This window comes from Streptomyces scabichelini, from assembly GCF_011045015.1.
Taxonomy (GTDB): Bacteria; Actinomycetota; Actinomycetes; order Streptomycetales; family Streptomycetaceae; genus Streptomyces; species Streptomyces scabichelini.
In genome coordinates this window covers 16,339-36,416 of sequence record NZ_JAAKZY010000101.1, presented here as the reverse complement: position 1 = coordinate 36,416, position 20,078 = coordinate 16,339, and the positions used below count along the sequence as shown (strand labels likewise).

Sequence of the window (20,078 nt, the reverse complement as noted above, 5' to 3'; positions counted from 1 at the left end):
GTCGGTCAGGGGCTTGAACTGGCCCTTGCCTTCGTACTGGTAGAACCTCGCCTGGTCGTTGCAGACAGCGGGGGCGTCCGGGTACTTGCCGCACTTGACCTCGGCGGCGCCCATGATGACCGGCCCGGTGAACTTCTTGAGCTGCTCGGTCACCGACGCGGGAGTGATCTTGTCCGGGCCGACGGTGTTGAGTACCTTCGCGTACGTCAGGACCGTGCTCCAGCCCAGCGCCGAGAAGACCTTTGACTGGTCGTCCTTGTCCAGCCCCGCCTGCGCCGAGGCCTTCAGGAACGCCTTGGAGTCGGCGGCCGAGGAGTCGATCGGCAGCGTCTGGGCGACGCCGTACGTCCAGGTGGGCAGGTCCCCTCCGAGCCCCTGGGCGACATCGGGGGACATGCACAGCGGCGTGGAGACCACCGGCTTGGTGACATTGAGCTGCTTCAGTGCCTTGGCGATCCCGACGCATCCGCCACCGATGGAGATGGGCACCACGACATCCGCGGTGTTCGCCCCGGCCGCGGTGACCGGGCCGAGCAGATCGGTGGACTGCGCGTCGAATCCGACGGACTTCACCTTCAGGCCGGCGGCTTCCAGGCCCTTCACCGCTGCCCCGGAGGCGATCTTGTCGCCGGGCGTGCTCGTGTGGATCACCGCCGCGGTCTTCGCCTTCAGCACGTCACGGGCGTACGTGCCCCAGGTACCGAAGATGTGCGGCAGGTCGCCGAACGTGCTGAAGGTGTTCTTCGCGGTGGGCATAGTCGGGCCCGTCGCCACTCCGACCAGCACGGGCTTCTTCCCCGCGATCACGGAGTTGAAGGAGGCGTCGCCGAGGTAGAGGTTGCCGACACCGATGGCGGAGACCGTCTTGTCGCCGAGCAGTTGCTGGCCGCATTTTTGTCCCTCCTCCTCGGCGGACACCACCGTGCAGACGTTCAGTTTCAGCGGGTGCCCGCTGATACCGCCCAACCTGTCGTTGACGTACCTCACGGCGGCACGGGCACCCAGGGTGGCTTCGGGGCTGCCGCCGGGGCCGCCCTCGACGTTCACCCAACCCAGGGTGACCGGTTCGAGGCCGGCGTCGGCCTTACCCGCCTTTCCGTCGGCGTAGCTGAGGTAGTCGGTCACGACGTCACTCACCGGGCGGGAGTCCGCACTCGCGGAGGAGGCACCCCCAGAGGCGCCGGTCGATGAGGGCGCGTTGGTGCCCGATCCGCTGCATGCGGCGACGCCCAGCAGGGGCGCCATGGCGGCGGAGACGAGGCCGAGTCTTAGGGGGCGTGAGGTTGCGGGCATGCGGGATCCTCCAGGATCGGAAAACGGCAGGGTGGTGCCCGGCACGGCATGCGGGGAGAGCACGGAAGGCAGAGGAAGGCAGGAGGGCGCACCGGGGTGACCGGTGCCTCGGACCAGCCCGAGGAACTTCGAAAGGCCAGGTGATCGGCGCTTTCGAGTTTCGTAACTTTCTTACGGATCGGGAATCTAGGTGTACGATTGCGCCCTGTCAACGCCCCGCTTCACACCGAATTAACGATCATGTAATGGGAGGGGAAGGACATGACGGCGCACGCCGTGAGACGCAGGCTCCCTCGGCGGTCACCCGAAGAGACCCGGGCCCTCATGCTGGAAGCGGCCACCAAGCTCGTCTGCGCCGGCACCTCCGACACGAGCGAGGCGGCTGTCTCCGCGGCCCTTGCTCATATCCGCGTCAAGCGGGTCACCGAGGAAGCCACCCGCATCATGCGGGAGAGACTGGGCGACGACACGGCACCGGCGATCACGACCGGATCCATCTACCAGATCTGGCCCGCGCAGGCCGACTTCCAGGCGGATCTCCTCTTCCACCTCACCAGCCGACAGGCCGAACTGGTCCCGGGGCTGCCGGAGAGCATCCGCCGTTTCAAGGAGGCGGTCGACAGCGGCACGACCTGGCAGGAGGCTCTCAACGACGTCCTGACGGACAACCACGAGAACCACCGCGTGGACCCGATCTACCGCGTGCTGCTCGGCTTCTACGCCAGCGCCGCCAACCCACGCGTCCGCGACGCCCTGGGGCACTACGGCGAGTCGTTCACCGAGGTCGCCTGCGAGGCGTACCAGACGCTGCTCGACGCCTACGGGCTACGCATGCGCGCGCCCTACAAGGTCGAACACCTCGCCACCACCATCGCCGCCCTGCTCGACGGCTTCCACATGCGCTGGATCGCCGGACACCCCAACCTGGAGGACCCAAAAGGAGAGGACGGCTGGTCCCTCGCCACCCGGGCCGCCGTGATGGTGTTCGACCAGTTCACCGAGCCGGCGTAGGTGGGTTCGCACGTCCATGCGTCGATGAGCGCGCCGAAGGCCGCCAGATCGCAGACGGAGCACATCACCAACAGCTCAAAGCAAGATCTCTGTAACTCCCTGAACTCCAAGCTGTCGGCGCGGTCGATGACCACGAGCGGCAGGAGGGTCCATGCGCAGGCCGCACCCGTCCTGAGAACGGCTACAGATCGTCAGGCAGAAGGTGAAAAGCTGGATGGCCGGTCAGCGGGCGGACCATGCGGAAGTGGCGGTCGTTGGTGAACATGGCGTCGGTGCGGTAGGCCGCGGCGAGGGCCACGTTCATCGCGTCCGCCAGTCCGATGCCTTTGCCGCCGTCGGCGTCCGCATACCCCTCGGCGACGGCGATTGCAGTACTCGAATTGGGAATGGCAATCCGCTGCGGACGGGTTCGAAACTCCTCTCCGAGCTGGAACAAGCCACTCAGGAGCCCCGTGTCCTTGTCCCTCCAGGACGCATTCGGGACGTGTTCGGGACGCAAGGACAGGAACAGACTGACAAGAGCTGAGAAGCTCCGACAATGCTCACCCCTTCTGACCGGCGAAAACGTCAAGGATGAGCACGGATCGGCAAGGGCCGCCAAGATCCTCAAAGGACTCATAATCCGTCGGCCGTGGGTTCGAGTCCCACCCGCCCTACCTGTGCAGGGTCCTGACCTGCGGAAACGTTCATTTTCGGGTGTTGGAGCGTCAACTTTGCCTGGACGGACTGAATCCGCTGCTCGTGAGTTTGGGGTCCGGTGACGGTCGGGGGAGGCTGAGCCCCTCTGACCTGCGGTGGAGTGGTCGATCGAGGCGGTTGTTCACGGTCGGGGTGGCTGCCCGGAAGGTTGATGCCAGGATCCAGGGGCCGTACAGGGGCCGCGACGGCGAAGGCGTGTCCAGTCGACGGTGTTTCCGGGCCGGTTCGTTGTCCCATTTGCTGGCTGCGCGGATGCTGGTACCCGTGGTGCGCAGGTCGGGGGCAAGGAAACTGCCCCAAGAGGAAACGGTCCTACGGTGTCAGCGGCCCCTCTTTCGAAGTCGTGCGGCCGGGGCGCGCAGGAGAACACCGTCGTCGAGACCGACAGGAGTCGGCACGAGCGTACGAAAAGGGTCGATGCGGTCGCCGCGTCGGGGATTGTCGCACTGGTCCGTATCCGGGCTCTGAGCCCGCCCTTCCTCCACCAGTCGGCGCAGCCGGTTCGTCAACGGGTTGCGGGCGATCTCCAGCGAGTCCCGGAACTCGTCGAACCGCCGAATCCTGTAGATCGCCTCACTCAGCACCAAGGGCGTCCACCAGTCCGGGAGCGGACCCATGGTCCGCGCGATGTCTTGCGTTCCGCGAAAGCCAAGGCCGGCCGAGCCCGGTCAGTGGCCGAAGTTGGAGGCCGCACTCGCTGTGGTCTAGCGCGACCTGATGGCGACCCTGCCGGATCAAGAAGCACTGATACTGATGGTTGACCTGTCTTGGCTGCCTTTGCCCCCGAGCGGAATCGAAGGGGTCAGGTCTACGTGGCGATGCCCGACGGCCGTTGGCACGGCAATTCGGTGAATGCGTGCGACCTGGAGGAGGGCGACCCGCCAGAGCCGGACGATGCGACGACGGTCCTGACCGTGGTCGCAGATGCGGCGCAGTCGACCATCATGGAGTTGCTCTGGCGGGCCTGGCCGATCTGCTCGGAACACAAGATCGGAATGCACCCTCGTCGCGCAGGGATCACTGACGACTGGTACCAGGGCGAAACGGACGCGGCCGGTTCACCGGTGTGGTGGTGCCGGGGCAGCCGCGACGGCGAAAGCCGCGACGTCTCCCTGGTGGGCGAGTCGGCCGCCACCCTGCCAGAAAAGCAACGCCGCGCACTGCGGTGCCGCGAGCGTAAACGAGATGGGCGCCGAGAGCCGCGGGGCCAGGCAACTGCGTATTGCCGTAGGAATCCACCTTTCGCTGCCACCCGCGAAGTAGTCAACCAGCGGACACGCGACCTCAAGGGCCCTGGCTCGCAATCCAGGGCTCTTGCGACGGGAGCTCGCGCCGCGGCAGGGGATGGACAGACCTACAGCGCCGGGCGCCTGTGTGCCCACGGACGCGCCGACTCGAAGGCCAGCGCCGCGCGCAGCACCGTGGCGTCCTGTCCGTGGCGCCCCGCGATCTGCAGGCCGATGGGCAGTCCGTCGGCGTCGAAACCGCAGGGGATGGAGATGGCGGGGTATCCCGCGTGCGAGATGGCTTCGGTGAGGCGCTGGTTGTCGAACGCGGGCTCGCTGACCTCGGCCCCGGCGACGGTCAAGGGGCCGCCCGCAGGGCCGGGGTGGGGGAAGGCGGTGGTGGGTGTGGTGGCCCAGATGAGGAGCTCATGGTCGTCGAAGACCGAGGCGAACGCCTCATGGATCTGCTGCCGTTCGGTGAACGCGGTGTGCGCGAACTCCTTCGCCGACACCCCGTCCGCCCGCTTCATGAACGACCGGATCAGCGGATGTGTGAGTTCGGGTTCGCTCATGTGGTCCACCAACTCGCCCATCCCGGCCGCGATGATCGGCCCCCACCATTTGACGAAGTACTCCATCGGGTCGGGGAGGTGTACGTCGACGGGGGAGACGACCGCGCCGAGTTCGGCGCCGAAGACGCCTGCGGCTGCCAGGACGGCTTCGCGCACGCAGGACTGGATGGGAGGGTTGCCGAGTTCGGGGCTGACCGCGACACGTACGCCGGCGAGGGATCCGGTCTGCGCGAGCGCCAGGTAGTCGACTCCGCTCTCCATCAGTGAGTAGGGCTCGCGAGAGTGTGGGCCGGCGACGACCGAGAGCATCAGGGCGTTGTCCGCGACGGTGCGCGTCATGGGGCCGACCGCACCGACCGACTCGAACGCCTGCGCCTCCGGGTAGCGCGGGATGCGTCCGATCGAGGCCTTGAGGCCGACGACTCCGCAGTAGGACGACGGTACGCGGATGGAGCCGCCGCCGTCGCTGCCGACCGCCAGGGGCCCGAAGCCCGCGGCGATCGCGGCCGCCGCTCCGCCGCTCGACCCTCCCGTCGTCCGGGCGAGGTCCCAGGGGTTGTTGGTGACTCCCGTCAACGGACTCTCGGTGACGGAGTGGCCGCCGAACTCCGGAGTGGTCGTCTTGCCCAGGAGCACAGCTCCGGCCGCCTTCAGCCGAGCCCAGATCACGCCGTCCTCGGTGGGGACGTGGTCGGCGAAGTGGAGTGAGCCATAGGTCGTACGTACGCCGGCGGTGGGGGTGAGGTCCTTGATGGTCAAGGGGATGCCCAGCAGGGGCGGCGCGTCGTCGGAACCGCCCGCGAACACCTGCTCCGCGCGTCGGGCGTCCTCTCTGGCTGCCTCGAACGTGGTCGTCACGAACGCGTTGATCTTCGGGTTGTGCTCTTCGATGCGGGTGATCAGGGCGTCGACGACTTCGACGGGGGAGAGCTTGCGGCTCCGGTATTCCCGAGCGAGTTCGATCGCCGACATGAACGCGATGTCGTGGTCCATCAGGTCACTCCCGGAGATATATTGAAGGTTATGCAACGCGTGCTACATTACGCCCCTCGGTACGGGGATGAAAAGAGGTGCGTGTGCTCATTTACGACGCTGCCGGCCGCAGGTCAGCCATCGATCGCTTGTTGAGGCCGGGCTCCATTGCTGTGCTCGGCGCATCCGCCACGCGCGTCGCCGGCGGAAACGAGGCCATCCGCAATCTGCGCCGCGCAGGCTTCGCGGGCTCCCTTCACGTGGTGCATCCCGCCGGTGGTGTGGTGGAGGGCATCAAGGCTCACCGGACGGTTGCCGAGCTGCCCGACGGGGTCGACGTCGCGTTGCTGAACATCCCCGCGTCCTCCCTTGTCCCGGCGCTGAGCGAACTCGAGAACCGGGGCGTGGCCGGCGCCGTGGTGGCCACGGCCGGCCTGACCGCCGAGGAGGGCGCCTCGCTGCGCGAGTTCTGCTCGAACGCGCGCATCGTCGTCAACGGACCCAACTGCATGGGCGTCCTCAACGTCGCTGATCGCGTCCCGATGTGGTTCTACGAGGGCATGCTCACCGATGTGGCCGCAGGCCACGCCGCACTGGTGACACAGTCAGGATCGGCCTCGTTCCTGGCGCGGGCCGCGGAGGGCGTGGGCTTTTCGTTCATCATCTCCTCGGGGAACGAGATGGGCGCGTCGACGGCCGACTATCTGGACTGGCTGGCCGACGACACACAGACCAAGGCCATCGGCGTCGTGATGGAGTCCATCCGCGACGTTCGCGCGTTCGAGGCCGCCGTGGGGCGGTGCCGGCTTGCCGGCAAGCCGGTGGTGGTGCTCAAGGTCGGGCGCACGGATGCCGGCTCCCAGGCCTCGGTGGCACACACCGGAGCGATCGTGGGAAGCGACGATGCCTACGTCGCGCTCTTCCGCCGCCTCGACGTCCCCCTCGTGTCCGACTACGACGAACTTGCCGTCGCCCTGTCTCATCTCGCTTCGCCCGGAGGGCTGCTCGCGGCAGGGCCGAGAGCAGCGGTGGTCACGGACAGCGGAGGCGAGGCCGCGCTCGCGGCAGATGTCGCCGCGCGGCTCGGAGTGGATTTCCCGCAGTTCGAGGAGCACACCGTACGGGCACTGGCGGAGCTCCTGCCGGGAATGCAGCCGCGCAACCCGCTGGACGTGGGAGGCAGCCCGGGGGCTACGGAGGACGTGTATCAGCAGGTCATGCCGATCGTGGCCGCGGACGCGAACGTGGACAGCGTCGTTCTTCTCGTCGAAGCACTTGCCGCGATGAGCGAGGAGGAGACGTCCTACGCGGCAGGCATGTACGAGGCTGCCAGGGCGCTGGCGGAGACCGGGACCGGTAAACCGGTGGTCATCGCCTCTCCCACCAGCGCGTCGGTGAGCACGCGGGTGCAGCGGATGGCGGGTCCGCGGGTACCCGTGCTGCGCGGGCTGGCCAACGCCGTGACGACGCTTCGGGTCCTCGCCGGAAACCAGCAGCCGGTGGTCCCGGATGTCGAACGGCCCGCCGGGTTGCCCGGACCCGATGCGGTCGAGGCCTTGCGGAGTGAGGTGTCCGCATGCTCCGGACCACTGCTCGTGCCCCTGTGCCGACGTCTGCTGGATGCTTACGGCATACCCGTCGTGAGTTCGGTTCTGGTGAAGGACGCCGCTGAGGCGCAGCGGTGGGCGGACGGGCGGTACCCCGTAGTGGTGAAGGTCGCGTCGGCGGACGTCAGTCACCGCAGTGAGGTGGGCGGCGTGGTCACCGGCGTCGAGACGGCGGAACAGCTGGCAGCGGCGGTCAAGGGCATCGAGTCGAGTATCACCTCGCTCGTGCCGCATGCCCTGATCGACGGTTACGAGGTCCAGGAGCTGGTGCGCGATGCCGACGAGGTGCTGGTCGGGTTCGTACGCGATCCCGCCCTGGGGCCCACGGTGACAGTGGGCGCGGGAGGTGTCCTCGTCGAGCTCATCGGGGACGTCTCGCTCGGGCTTGCCCCGCTGGCGCCGGGGGAGGCGTCGGAGCTGCTGAACCGGACGCGCCTCGGCAGGCTCCTCGCGGGCTACAGGAGGCAGGACGGTGCGACGGACACAGGGGCTCTGGTGGATCTGATCGAGCGTTGCGCATGGCTGGCGGCGGACCTCGCCGACGTGCTGGCAGAGGGCGACTTCAATCCGGTGATGGTGGAGCGGGGAAGCGGGCGGGTGCGCGTGGTCGACGCGCTCATCGTGGCTTCGGCGAAGACGGAGGGACTGTGAGCGACATGGATTCCGCACAGGAGAGTTCCGAGGCCGTTCGCCTCGTCGTCCCGCAGGTCTCGGATGCGCCGTCGTTGCAGGGCCGCGAGTTCCTCACGGACTGGTTTCAGGTGGAGCCCGAGAAGCTCGCGCTGTTCGACAGCGCGACCTACAGCGACGACAGCCCCCACGAGGTCGATCTCACGGCCTACCCCGACGACCTGGTCGAGGGCTACCACCTTGTCGCACTCCTCGACTACCTGGTCAACCACGTCCTCTACGTCGAAGGTCCATGGGTGGCATGGAACTACGGGATGGACCGGGTCCGCTTCGTGTCCCCCACCCGAGCCAGTGACCGATGGCGTGTGCGGGGCACGGTCGACGAGGTCATCGAGCGCGGCGACGGGTTCCTGCTCCGCATGAGTATCGCTTCTGAGGTGCAGGGCAGAGAGAAGCCCGGCTTCGTCGTCCAGCAGCAGGTGCTGTGGCGTGAGGGAGCAGCGACCTGAAGCAGCCTGGGTGACCGGAAACATCGGCAGGCCGCGGGTCCGTGCCTTCGCCGTGAAGTCCCGGGGAGCAGCCGCGGCTTCGCGGCGCACCTCACCGCCTGTCCGGGGCCATCCGCCCGGTGGGCCCAGTGCTGCGGGAGCCCCTCTGCATCTCGATGCGAGGGGCTCCTTGCCATGCTCCGGACTCCATCGATACTCCGCCGTGCCGAAGGGGAACGATGCCTCGCAGGCCGCTCCCGAGTGTTCGAGGACCGCAGCAAACCGGCCATTGCGTTTCATGTAGAGCAGGTTATATATTGCGCGCTACGTGACACCCGGGCCTCTGGGTGCCCACACCCAGGAGGTGTGCATGTTCCGTCATCTACGTCCCTCCCGCGGTCGCAGCGGAGTGGTGGCCGGCCTCGGCTCGATCGTCGCCCTGAGCGTTCTGGCGGCGTGCAGTGGCCAGTCCGAGTCGACTCCTTCGAACACGTCCCGGAAACTGACCTCCACGACCGCCCGCGCCACCGGTGACATCGACCAGTTGACGTGGAACCTGTCGGCCGGAGAACCGGACGTCATCGACCCGGCCAACGCCGCCACGTACAGCGGAGGCACGGTGGTCGACAACCTGTGCGACCCGCTGATACGGGTTCGCGCGGACTACTCGACAGAGCCCAACCTCGCGTCTCTCAAGCAGGTCAGTCCCACGCGACTCGTGATGTCCATCCGTGACGACGTCACATTCTGGGACGGCTCCAAGCTGACGGCCGAGGATGTCGCCTATAGCCTCAACCGCTCGGCCGACCCCTCCCGGATCGTCGGTTTCGTGTTCGAGAAGGTGAAGTCGATCAAGGTCACCGGACCGGCCGAGGTGACCGTCGACTTCAAGCAACCCGATGAGCTGTTCGCGAAGGAAATGGGAGCCATCGCGGGTGTCGTCGTGCAGAAGAAGTTCGCGCAGGCGGCGGGGAAGAAGTTCGGTACCGCGGCGGGCGGGTTGATGTGCAGCGGCCCCTTCGAGCTGAAGAGCTGGAAGAGCGGCGACAGCATCACGATGACGCGTAACGACCACTACTGGAACGATGACTACCGTGCCCGCCCGGCGACGGTGAAGTTCACCTTCATCAGCGATTCGACGGCCTTGACCCAGGCACTGGACGCCGGCGAGATCGACGGCGCGTACGAGATCTCGCCGACCGCCATCCCGGCTCTGGAGAAGTCCTCCACGGGAACACTGCGGTTCGGGCCGTCCACCCAGGGACTGGCGCTGGACGTGGCGCGCACCGACGGCCCGCTCAAAGACGCCCGACTGAGGCAGGCCCTTCAGGTCCTCGTCGACCGGGACGCGCTCGCCAAGGTCGTCTACAAGGGAGCCGCGACTCCCAGCTACACCCACCTCACACCCACCACGTGGGAACGAGGCGGACGCGCCATCTACCAGAAGGCCTACGACCGCTTCGTCAAGGAACGCGCACACGATGAGGCCGCGGCAAAACGGCTCGTCGGCGAGTCGTCGTACGACGGCACGAAGATCGTCGTGGCTTATGAGGGCGGCAACCAGACGTACGGGCAGGTTGCCCAGTTGGTCCAGCAGCAGGCGAAGCAGGCGGGACTGGAGATCGAACTCCGGCCGATGCAGTCCCTCGAGTTCTCTCAGGCGCAGTACGACGCCTCGAAGAGGGGCGGCGTCGACCTCATGCTCAACTCCTCGTTCAACGGTGTGCAGGATCCGGTCGAGCCCACGGGCTTCGTCTATCTGCCCACGTCGGTCTACAACTACACAAACTATGACAATCCCGAGGTCACCAAGCTGATCAGTCAGATTCGTGCCAGCTTCGATGTGAAGGAGCGCGCGCGGCTGTTCGTCAAAGCCCAGGACATCTACGAGCGCGACAACGGCGGTATCCCGCTCCTCAGCACCAACACCGTGTCGTTCCTCAACAAGAACCTGACGGGAGCCGTGACGTCCTTCGCCTACTGGTCGATGCCCTCCATGGCACTCATCGGTTCGGCCGGGTGAGCCCGGTGTCCCGCCGAAAGGAGTCACGGCCGAGTGGTTCTGGCCGACGTCGCGCGCGGGCGCTGACCCGTGGGGTGGTGCACTGGGTCGTCGGGCCGGTGACCACCGTGCTCGCCGCATCCTTTGTGATCTTCGTGGCGCTGGCCCTGGCACCCGGCGACCCCGTCGCGCGCGTGGTCGGTGACCGGGCGACGGACGCGCAGCGCGAAGCCGCGCGTCATCAGCTCGGCCTGGACGAACCCGTGGTGGTGCGCTACTTCCACTGGCTGGGCGATGCCCTGCACGGCGATCTGGGCACGTCCCTGATCAGCCGGCAGGACGTAGCGAGCCTGCTGGCGCCGCGACTGCTCACGACCCTGACGCTCGTGCTGATGTCCGCGGTCATCATCCTCGTCATAGGCGTCGCGCTGGGAGCCGTGGGAGGCGTGGGCGATCGGCTCCGCCCGTTTGTCAACGGTGTCACGGGCCTGGGCGTCGCGATTCCGAGCTTCGTCGCTTCGACGCTGCTGATCGGCGTCTTCGCCGTTCAACTCGGCTGGTTCCCCACGTACGGCTCCGGGGCAGGAGTGGTTGACCGCCTGTGGCACCTCACGCTGCCGGCGGTGGCCCTCTCGATCGGCTGGGTCGCCTACGTCGCCCAGATGACTGCCGCGGCGGTGCGGGAAGAGGCGGTGCGCGAGCACGTCGAGACCGCGGTCGGGCGTGGCCTGCCGAGATCACTGGTTCTCAGGCGGCATGTGATGCGCAACGCGTCGATCCCGGTGCTGACGGCTTCCGGGCTGACGGTGGCAGGACTCGTAGCGGGTTCCGTCGTCGTGGAGACCGCCTTCGGCATCGACGGAGTGGGGTCGATGCTCGTCAAAAGCGTCTCCAGCAAGGACTATGCGCCGACCACGGCGATCTCTGTTCTGGTGGTCATGGTCTTCGTGGTCGTCACCACCGTCATCGACTTCGTGCAGACCCGGGTCGATCCTCGCCTCAGGGAGCACAGCCCATGAGCACCACGACGCTGAAGCGGCTGCCCAGCACGCCACGCCCGTTTCGACTTCCCCTCGGCGGAGACCGTTTCCTCCTTGCGCTGAGCATCGTGTGCGGCCTCCTGGCACTGCTGGCCGTGTTCGGTCCGCTCCTGGCCCCGTACCCACCCGCGCAGACGGACATCCTGGCGGCGGGCCAGGGCCCTACGGGCGCACACCTTCTGGGCACCGACTCTCTGGGCCGCGACATCCTCTCGCGACTGCTCGCGGGCGCGCGGCTGAGCTTTGCGGGTCCCGGGATCATCGTGCTCGTCAGCTCGGTCCTCGGCACGGCTGTCGCCGTGACCTCGGCCTGGATCGGCGGCGCCTTCGACTCGGCCGTCAAGCGCGTTCTCAACGTGGTCTTCGCGGTCCCGGGCATCCTGGTGGCCGTGCTCGCGGTCGCACTCTTCGGCCGCGGCTTCACGGCTCTCGTCATCGCCTTGTCCCTGATCTACACGCCGTATGTCGCCCGGGTCGTACGCAGCGTCGCGGCGACCGAGCGGCGACGTCCCTACATCGAGGCCCTCCAGCTCGCGGGTCTGTCCGGATGGCGGATCTGCACCAGGCACATCCTGCGAAACGTCCTGCCGATCGTGCTGGCACAGGCCACCATCGGTTTCGGCTCCGCGCTGATGGACTTCGGCGCGATGTCGTTCCTCGGCCTCGGTGTGCAGCCTCCCTCGGCCGAGTGGGGGCTCATGGTGAGCGACGGGCGGTCGGAGATCCTCGACGGCGCGCTCCAGCAGAGCCTGTGGGCCGGAACCATGATCGTGGTCACCGTTGTCTGCTTCAACATCCTCGGGGCGCGGATCAGCTCCAAGATCGGAGCCAAGCGATGACGGACCCCAAGAAGCCGGACGCGCGTCTGCTGGAGCTGAGGCACGTCCGTGTCGACCTCGACCGGGACGGGAAGCGAAGCCGGGTCATCCACGACGTCAGCCTCTCGATCGACGAAGGGGAGTCCCTCGGTCTCGTAGGCGAGTCGGGATCAGGGAAATCCATGACGACCCGGGCCGTCATGCGACTGCTGCCGCGAGGCGCCCAGCTCGATGGTGAGGTCTTGTTCCGAGGCCGTTCGGTGCCGGGGATGAGTCGTACGGAACTCGCCGACTACCGCTCGTCGCACGTCGGCATGATCTACCAGGATCCCCGCGCCCACACCAATCCGCTCCTCACCGTGGGCGAGTTCCTGGTCGAGGGGGTCACGTCCCGGAAGGCGATGAGCCATCCGGAGGCGACCGAGCTGGCCGTCCGGCTCTTGGCGGAGGTCGGCATGGACGACGGTCCGCGACGTATGAGGCAGTACCCGCACCAGCTCTCGGGCGGACTGCTGCAGCGAGTCATGATCGTCATGGCCCTCATGACCTCGCCCGACCTGATCCTGGCCGATGAACCGACGACGGCGCTCGACGTCACGGTGCAGTCCGATGTGATGGCCATCCTGGACGAGCAGCGCAGGGACCGCAGGCTCGGGATGCTGTTCATCACGCACGACCTCGACCTCGCGGCCTCGGTGACCGACCGACTGGCCGTGATGTACGCCGGGGTCGTGGTGGAGAACGGCCCCGCGGACCTCGTTCACGAACAGCCGGGGCACCCCTACACGGCGGCGCTGCTGGCCTCACGTCCCAGTCCGGTGGAGAAGCGGCCCCTCGTCGCGATCCCGGGGCGCCCCGCCTCCGCCTTCGAAGTGGGCCCGGGGTGCGTCTTCGTCGACCGATGTCCCTTTGCCCAGCAGATATGCCGTGACGAGCGCCCACGACTCGAGCCTCGGTCGGGCCGGCTCGTCGCGTGTCACCGGACGGCGGAAATCGCCGACCAGGCATTCATGGAGGTGAGAGCGTGATGAGTCCCATCGTCGAGGTAGCCGGCTTGCACAAGAGCTTCACCGTGGTCGGTGACGACGGCGCGCGCGAGGAACTGCACGCCGTCAAAGGCGTGGATCTCGTGCTGGAGCCCGGAGGCTCACTGGCCGTCGTGGGCGAGTCCGGGTCGGGCAAGACCACGACGGCCAGAATCATCGCGGGACTGGAAATGGCCACCTCAGGCAGTATCACGGTCGCCGGCCAGGACTGGACGCATCCCGCTCGTGGCCGTGCCGAGCGCCTGGCCCGGTCGCGCCTGGTCCAGATGGTCTTCCAGGACCCGTTCGGTTCACTCGACCCGCGACAGCGCATCGGTGCGGGCCTGTCCGAACTGCTGGCCCTGCACTTCGACATCGGCCGTACGACCGCCGGGGCCCGCGTGGCCGAGGCGCTCGAGCGGGTCGGACTGGACGCCTCGCACGCCCAGGCGTATCCCCGTCGGCTGTCCGGCGGCCAGCGCCAGCGGGTCGCCATCGCCCGCGCCCTGGTACTGCAACCCCGGGTCCTCATCCTCGACGAGGCGGTCTCCGCGCTCGACGTCAGTGTTCAGGCGCAGGTGCTGACCTTGCTCAACGAGATCAGGGACACGCTCGACGTGGCCTACCTCTTCGTGTCCCACGACCTCGCGGTGGTCCGGCAGGTCTGCGACACGTGCGTCGTGATGCGCCACGGCCAGGTCGTCGAACGCGGCGAGGTCGCAGGCGTACTGGATGCTCCGCAGCATCCCTACACACGGGATCTCCTGGACGCGGTTCCCCGACCGGGGTGGAAGCCCAGCCGAAGTCGTGACAGGCGTCCTGCGGTCGACGAGCCGGTCCCGTGAGAGGCAACGTCATCCTGACCGGCATCCGCGTGTGGACGCCGCACCCGCGACACCCGTGGGTGCGGCCTTCCTCACGCAGCAGATCTCCGACCGTACGCGGCGCTGTCGGACGGAAGACACCGTGCCGCATGACGCCCTGATGGCCGCAACCGGCGTCCGACCGCGGCGTCTTCCGGACAGTACGAGCGTGTCCGGAGCGCACGTGCTGCGCGCCCCGGAGGACGCGGCGGCGGGGCCCAGGTCGCGGCCGGCCTCAAGGCGGCGTCCTGCCATCACCCCGTGCCGCGTGCGTCGGCGACGAGGCGGCCGCAGCTTCCCGAGGACTCGGCGCCATGTGGGCACTGGTGTGCCAGACCATGGAGCTCCGAGCATGGCCCGGCCGGAGCCGCCGTTCGAGCAGGACTGGAAACAGCGCGTCCACCACTTGGTCGGCGCCTACATGCGCGAGTGCGGCCGCCCCGTCGTGCGGCTGACCCGCGCCGACTGCCTGGCGTCCTCTCCCGGCTGGATCAGGCCAAGGTCTTCGCCGTACGCCGGGCCGTTTCCGTCGTCGTCGGCGTCCTGCGGATCTCGCCCGGGACCGGTGTAGCCAGGAATCTCCGCCGGACCCACGGGGGCTGGTTCGGTCGGCCGGCTCAGGCGTTCACACGGTGGACCGCAGGCATCGAGAGCAGTGCCAGGAACCGGTCGAGAGCCCGCAGTTGACGTTCAACGGTCCAGATCTCCGGATGTTCCACCGCCGACAGAGCCATGCCGGTCGTCCAGGAGCGCAACAGGTCCAGCGTCACCTCGAACTCGTCCTCTTCGACGAAGCCCGCGATGCCCTGGGCGAGGATCGCCCTCATGGCCGGTTCCAAGCGTGTGATGAAGTCGTCGACCGCCGCGTCGGCGTCCCGGTGAGCGACCAGCGCGATGCGCCCCCGCTCCCTGACCAAGGTCTCCTCGTCAACAGGCAGAAACCAGAGGAGCGCCGCGTGCAGCCGCTCTGCGGGATCGGCGATAGCGGCGAGCTCCTCGGCGAACTGGTCCGATTCGGCGAAGAAGTGCTCAAGAATGCCTGTGATGAGCACATCACGGTTGGGGAAGTAGTGGGTGACGAGCGTGATCGAACCGCCCAGCCGCTTGGCAAGATTCCTCAAAGTGAGCTTGGCGAACCCGCCTTCGCCCAGAACGCGAACGGCCGCGTCAGTGATCTCTTTCGCGCGCAGCTCCGGATCGACGTACTTCGGCATGCTTCCTCCCCGTCCGCGGCTGGCGGGTGCCCGCGTCCCTTACGTTCACCCCGTCAGTTTCGTACATCAGACTTTACATGAAAGTTGCGTGCCCTCCCCATGGGCGTGACGCCGACCAGCTGGTAGGCGTCGGGGCGCAGACTCGGGCAACGCGACCGCCGAGAGTTGAACCGCTCTCGCATGGTCGGGTCGGCCGTCGATCGCGGCGTGGTGGCGAGAATGTGACGGCCTCGGGGCAGGTGGGGGGCGTGTTCGTGCTGTGACGGGGGCCCCTCTTGCGGTGGTGTAACGCTAGTTATATAATATATGCTATGTAAACCTGTCGGCGATCGATCCCGCTTCAGGGCCTGGGTGCGCCTTCGCGGCCTCGGTGTTGCCAAGGCCCTCGTGCGACCCCTGTCGGCACAGCTCTCACAGTCCGCTGACAGGAGATCTCGATGGGCAGCGAATTCTTTGAGAAAGCATCTTCGACACCCATGGCCATATCCAGGCCGTAGCGGGCGCCTGACGTACCCACAGGACCTGGTTCGGTGACCGTGTCACGCAGGCGGTAGGAAGCTCAGTCGCGTGGGGCGGACTGATGCCACGGAACTTCCCCTTGAACGGAGCGTCACCACAGTGCCCATCGCCACCGAACGCATAGGCCCCGCCCCCCTGAGTGCGGCGGCCGAGCAGTACATGGTGCCCATGCGGGACGGCGTAGAACTCGCCACCGACGTCTACCTCCCCGCCGCCCAGGGCCCGCACCCGGCAGTGCTGTTCCGCCTGCCGTACGACAAGAACAGCCGCTACTGCTACATGGAACAGATCGCCGCGGAACTCACCGCACACGGCTACGTCACGGTCGTCCAGGACGTGCGCGGCAAGTTCCGCTCCCAGGGCGAGACGGTGCCCTTCGTCCACGAGGCCGAGGACGGCTACGACACCATCGAGTGGATCACCCGGCAGCAGTGGTCGGACGCCGTCGTGGGCATGTGCGGCGACTCCTACTTCGGCTTCACCCAGTGGGCCGCCGTCACCTCCGGCCATCCCGCCCTCAAGGCGATCGTGCCCCGCATCACGTCCATGGACCACACCGTGGTGGTGCCACGCTGGGATCCGGAGCGGATCGTCACGCTCTACGGGGCGAAGTACCTCGCCGACTACTGGGCAGCCCGCGACATCGTCCACGTCCCGGTCGACCACGACCGCCGACCGCTCCTGGAGGCGTTCGAAGAGGCGTTCAACGCCTCGGGAACCAGGTCGGTGGCCTTCGAGACCTGCGTACCGCATCCCCAGCCGACCAACCTGTTCCCCCTCGGGCACCCGTTCCAGGCACGGCCGGTGCCGACGCTGCACGGGGTCGGCTGGTTCTGCAACCTGCTGGGCGAGTCCATGCGCGACTACACGGCCATGGCGGCGCACCCCGCCTGGGGCCCGCTGACCTATCTGCACGCGGACTCCGTCGACCACGAGAACCACCGTCTCGCCCACTCGCCCGTACAGCCGGAGAACGACCACAACACCGACGACGAGGCGCTGCGCCGGACCGTTGCCCGCTACGTCGCACCGGTACTGGAGTTCTTCGACGTGTTCCTCAAGGGCGAGCGGCCCGAAGAGTCGCTTCCCCGGGTCCGCTGGCACCTGGGTCACGTGGGCTTCCGTACCTCCACGAACTGGCCGCCGCCGGAGGCCCGCGAACTGGTGCTGCACTTCGCCGAACCCGCCCTGGCCGTACGGGACGCGGAGGGCGGCTCGCTGCACGAGAACCCGGAGCTCCCCGCCGGTCCATCGGGCACGGTGCGATGGACACACGACCCGCACGACATGGTGCCCAGCATCACCGGGGACCCCTTCTCGGCGCTGCGCGAGTGGGTCGACGAGAGCGGACTCCAGTCCCGTCCCGACGTACTGACCTTCACCGCGGCTCCGGTCTCCACGCCGCTGGACCTGGCGGGTCCGGTACGGGCCGAACTCACCGTCGAGTCCACCGCACCCGGCATGCACGTGTTCGCCAAGCTCTTCGACGTGTTTCCGGACGGTACGGCCCACCTGCTCGTTCGTGGACAGGCGGTGCTCCCGTCCCAGCGCGGCGAAGCGGTCGCGATCGACCTCGGCCACACGGGCTACCGGCTCCGCCCGGGCCACCGCCTGCGACTCCAGCTGTCGTGCAGCGACTTCCCGCACTACCTCTGGCATCCCGGTACCGAGGAGAACCCGTGGCTGGCGACACGGGGAGCTACCAGCACGCAGACGATCTCGGTCGGCGGCGGCCTCCCGGGTCAGGTGCGGTTGACCGTGCTTGGAGCGGAGGAATGAAGACCTCGCAGCCGGCGCTGCTGTTGGCCGGCATCGGGCGCTACCCGGTCAAAGGCCTGGGCGGTGAATCGCTCGACGAAGCCTTCCTCGGTCCGGACGGCCTCCGCTTCGACCGCCTGCTCGGCCTGGCCAACGACGTGATCCCGCTGGAGAGTTACGGCAGTTGGACGAGTTACGAGGCCTTCCACGCCCTGGACACCCGACCGGATCTCGGCGGCTACTCGGCTCGTATCGTCTCGGACACCGGAACGGACGATGCCGAGGTCGTGCTCACGGCACGCGACGGCGAACTGCGAGTCCGGCTGCGGGAAGACGGGCGCCTCGACGACGGTTTCGACGACGACGAGTTCGTCGCATCCCGGATCCAGAGCTGGTTCGGTTCCCCGGGCCGGACCGCGCGCCTGGTCTCCTCGGGCAGCCACCTGTGGGACTTCGCCGACGCCCCGATATCGATCATCAACTTGGCCACCGTCCGTGACATCGCACGCGTCGCGAAGACCCTCCTGGACCCACGGCGGTTCAGAGCCAACCTGTACATCGACGGACTGCCCCCGTGGGCGGAGTTCGGTCTCCTGGGCGGGCAACTGCGCATCGGCGAGGTCGACCTGAAGGTGCTGCGCCCCATAGAGAGGTGCAGGGCCACGGCTGTCGCCCCGGCCACCGGCAACACCGAGGTTAATGTCCCGGGCATCCTCGCCGGCCACTTCGGACACCTCTACTGCGGGGTCTACGCTCAGGTCAGGACGCCGGGAAGCCTCCAGGTCGGCGACCATGCGTACGTCGGTCCACGCCGCGCGCTCACGTACACGAGCCAGGGACTGAGCCAGGCGGAGATGGCGTCGGCACCACGGATGGCCAGGGTGACCTCGGTGACCCGGCCGGCCGCCACCACCACGAGCATCGAGATCGAGGACCCGAGCCCCGCCCTCGCGGCGGCACGTCCCGGCCAGTACCTGCGGGTGCACCGCACGGACCTGGACACTCCGGGATGGCGCAACTACACCATCAGCCGCACCGGCGAGGGACCCTCACGCATCACCGCGGAGCACCGCGAGGACGGCGTCGTGTCACCGTGGCTGGCCGCCCTGCGCGAGGATGAACAGGTCCTCGTCTCCGGCCCGTTCGGGGATGCCGTCATCGACGCGGAGGAGAACCGCCCCCTCCTGGTCCTGACAGCCGGCATCGGCATCACGCCGGCACTCGCCATGGCCCACGCTCTGACGGCCGCCCGCAGCGAACGCCCGGTGGACTTCGTGCACGTCGTCCGCGACATCGACAGCCTCCCGCACTGGGGCGAACTCCAGCAAGCCGCTGCCCAGTTGAGCCGAGTCCGCCTGCACCTGTACGTGACCGGGCCCCGGCCCGAGGACACCGCAGTGGAACATAACCCCGGGCGTCCTGACGGCACTCGCATCGCCGGCATCCTGACGGATCCGGCCTCCACCGAGGTCCACGTGTGCGGGCCCGCCCGGTTCGTGACGGACATGAGGGCGGCCGTACAGGCCGTGGGGGTGTCTGCGAACGCGATCCGGTACGACGCCTTCTACTCACCGAGGACCGTGGACATCACCCCCCGCCCGGCACCGGATGCGGGACCCTTCCAGGTCACCTACCGGTCATCGGGGGTGGCCGCCAAGTGGAACCCCGATTCGGGAACACTCCTCGACCTGGCGCAGGCCCAGGGGTTCGCGCTCCCCGCCAGTTGTCGTGCCGGGGTGTGCGGGACCTGCGCGGCAACGGTCCATGGCCAGACGGCCTATCTCGTCGACCCGCTAGTGGAACCCCGGGACGGACAGGTCCTGCTCTGCTGCTCGGTCCCGACGGCGGATCTCGTGGTCGACGAGAACTGACGGATCCTGCACCCAAGGACAAGGATGGTGTCGGGATGGACCGTTACGTCAACGCACACGAGGTCGAGTTCGACCAGCTGCCACTCGAAGAGCACGACATCCTCGCGGGACGCCCGGCGGCAGCCGCGAAGACCCTGGGCGAGTTCCTGGGCACAGAACTCGGACTGTGGACACTGACGGCCGGTACGGTCCGCGACGTCGAGGTCGACGAGGTCTTCGTCGTACTCGCCGGAGACGCGACCGTGCGATTCGAGACCGGGGAGAGCATCGAACTGGCCCCCGGCGTCGTCGTACGCCTGCACGCGGGGGAGCGGACCGAGTGGGAGGTCCGTTCCACCCTGCGAAAGATCTACGTCGCCGCAGGCTGAGACGCCGTCCGGCGCCGACAGTCATAGAGGCTCCGTCCAGACCACCGGCCTGGAGCCACTGCGCGTCGGAAGGAGAATCCGCTGCGCCGTGGTTCAACCGGT

At 67.8% G+C, this 20,078-nt stretch carries 16 protein-coding genes and 1 pseudogene; 12 read left to right on the top strand and 5 right to left on the bottom strand.

Annotated elements, in window-relative coordinates; all coding sequences use genetic code 11:
- The coding region (locus G5C60_RS28100) for an ABC transporter substrate-binding protein (RefSeq protein ID WP_165263722.1) at positions 1-1,293 on the bottom strand (1,293 nt) is incomplete at its 3' end.
- Positions 1,294-1,554: 261 nt separating this feature from the next.
- On the opposite strand from G5C60_RS28100, the gene G5C60_RS28095 reads away from it, so the two are divergent.
- A complete protein-coding gene (locus tag G5C60_RS28095; RefSeq protein ID WP_165263721.1) occupies positions 1,555-2,304 on the top strand; it encodes a hypothetical protein in 750 nt (249 codons plus the stop codon).
- A gap of 181 nt (positions 2,305-2,485) precedes the next feature.
- Here G5C60_RS28095 and G5C60_RS28090 read toward each other — a convergent pair.
- The 3 genes and pseudogenes from G5C60_RS28090 to G5C60_RS28080 form a co-directional block, all read right to left on the bottom strand.
- A pseudogene (locus G5C60_RS28090) lies at positions 2,486-2,680 on the bottom strand (PIN domain-containing protein); the annotation flags it as partial.
- A 643-nt stretch (positions 2,681-3,323) separates the two neighbouring features.
- Positions 3,324-3,620: a winged helix-turn-helix transcriptional regulator gene (locus G5C60_RS28085; RefSeq protein WP_165263720.1), complete on the bottom strand. Its 297-nt coding sequence runs from the start codon at positions 3,618-3,620 to the stop codon at positions 3,324-3,326.
- A 737-nt stretch (positions 3,621-4,357) separates the two neighbouring features.
- On the bottom strand, positions 4,358-5,794 hold the full coding sequence (locus tag G5C60_RS28080; protein ID WP_165263719.1) for an amidase: 1,437 nt from the start codon (positions 5,792-5,794) through the stop codon (positions 4,358-4,360).
- Positions 5,795-5,877: 83 nt separating this feature from the next.
- Between G5C60_RS28080 and G5C60_RS28075 the strand changes: the two genes are divergently transcribed.
- The 8 genes from G5C60_RS28075 to G5C60_RS28040 all read left to right on the top strand — a co-directional run bounded on the left by G5C60_RS28075 (position 5,878) and on the right by G5C60_RS28040 (position 14,817).
- Entirely contained in the window at positions 5,878-8,031 is a 2,154-nt protein-coding gene (locus G5C60_RS28075; protein ID WP_165263718.1) for an acetate--CoA ligase family protein, read from the top strand.
- 5 nt (positions 8,032-8,036) lie between these two features.
- Complete coding sequence (locus tag G5C60_RS28070; protein ID WP_165263717.1) at positions 8,037-8,519, top strand: hotdog family protein; 483 nt, start codon at positions 8,037-8,039, stop codon at positions 8,517-8,519.
- Positions 8,520-8,868: 349 nt separating this feature from the next.
- Entirely contained in the window at positions 8,869-10,521 is a 1,653-nt protein-coding gene (locus G5C60_RS28065; RefSeq protein ID WP_165263716.1) for an ABC transporter substrate-binding protein, read from the top strand.
- Between the two features lie 98 nt (positions 10,522-10,619).
- Entirely contained in the window at positions 10,620-11,519 is a 900-nt protein-coding gene (locus tag G5C60_RS28060) for an ABC transporter permease (RefSeq protein ID WP_420907417.1), read from the top strand.
- Entirely contained in the window at positions 11,516-12,379 is an 864-nt protein-coding gene (locus G5C60_RS28055) for an ABC transporter permease (protein WP_165263715.1), read from the top strand. Before G5C60_RS28060 ends, G5C60_RS28055 begins: the two co-directional genes overlap by 4 nt.
- Complete coding sequence (locus G5C60_RS28050) at positions 12,376-13,386, top strand: ABC transporter ATP-binding protein (protein WP_165263714.1); 1,011 nt, start codon at positions 12,376-12,378, stop codon at positions 13,384-13,386. Before G5C60_RS28055 ends, G5C60_RS28050 begins: the two co-directional genes overlap by 4 nt.
- Complete coding sequence (locus tag G5C60_RS28045) at positions 13,386-14,228, top strand: ABC transporter ATP-binding protein (RefSeq protein WP_165263713.1); 843 nt, start codon at positions 13,386-13,388, stop codon at positions 14,226-14,228. The genes G5C60_RS28050 and G5C60_RS28045 overlap by 1 nt, the downstream gene beginning before the upstream one ends.
- Before the next feature lie 370 nt (positions 14,229-14,598).
- The gene (locus tag G5C60_RS28040; protein ID WP_165263712.1) at positions 14,599-14,817 is read left to right on the top strand and encodes a hypothetical protein; all 219 of its coding nucleotides are present in this window, start codon (positions 14,599-14,601) and stop codon (positions 14,815-14,817) included.
- A 46-nt stretch (positions 14,818-14,863) separates the two neighbouring features.
- On the opposite strand, the gene G5C60_RS28035 is transcribed toward G5C60_RS28040, so the two are convergent.
- Positions 14,864-15,460, bottom strand: coding sequence for a TetR/AcrR family transcriptional regulator (locus G5C60_RS28035; RefSeq protein WP_165263711.1), 597 nt, complete (start codon positions 15,458-15,460; stop codon positions 14,864-14,866).
- Positions 15,461-16,078: 618 nt separating this feature from the next.
- On the opposite strand from G5C60_RS28035, the gene G5C60_RS28030 reads away from it, so the two are divergent.
- Genes G5C60_RS28030 through G5C60_RS28020 form a run of 3 tightly spaced genes read left to right on the top strand, consistent with a single transcriptional unit; the run spans position 16,079 to position 19,976 of the window.
- Entirely contained in the window at positions 16,079-17,758 is a 1,680-nt protein-coding gene (locus tag G5C60_RS28030) for a CocE/NonD family hydrolase (protein ID WP_338145949.1), read from the top strand.
- Positions 17,755-19,608, top strand: coding sequence for an MOSC domain-containing protein (locus tag G5C60_RS28025; protein ID WP_165263710.1), 1,854 nt, complete (start codon positions 17,755-17,757; stop codon positions 19,606-19,608). The genes G5C60_RS28030 and G5C60_RS28025 overlap by 4 nt, the downstream gene beginning before the upstream one ends.
- 35 nt (positions 19,609-19,643) lie before the next feature.
- On the top strand, positions 19,644-19,976 hold the full coding sequence (locus G5C60_RS28020; protein WP_165263709.1) for a cupin domain-containing protein: 333 nt from the start codon (positions 19,644-19,646) through the stop codon (positions 19,974-19,976).
- Positions 19,977-20,078 lie beyond the last annotated feature (102 nt).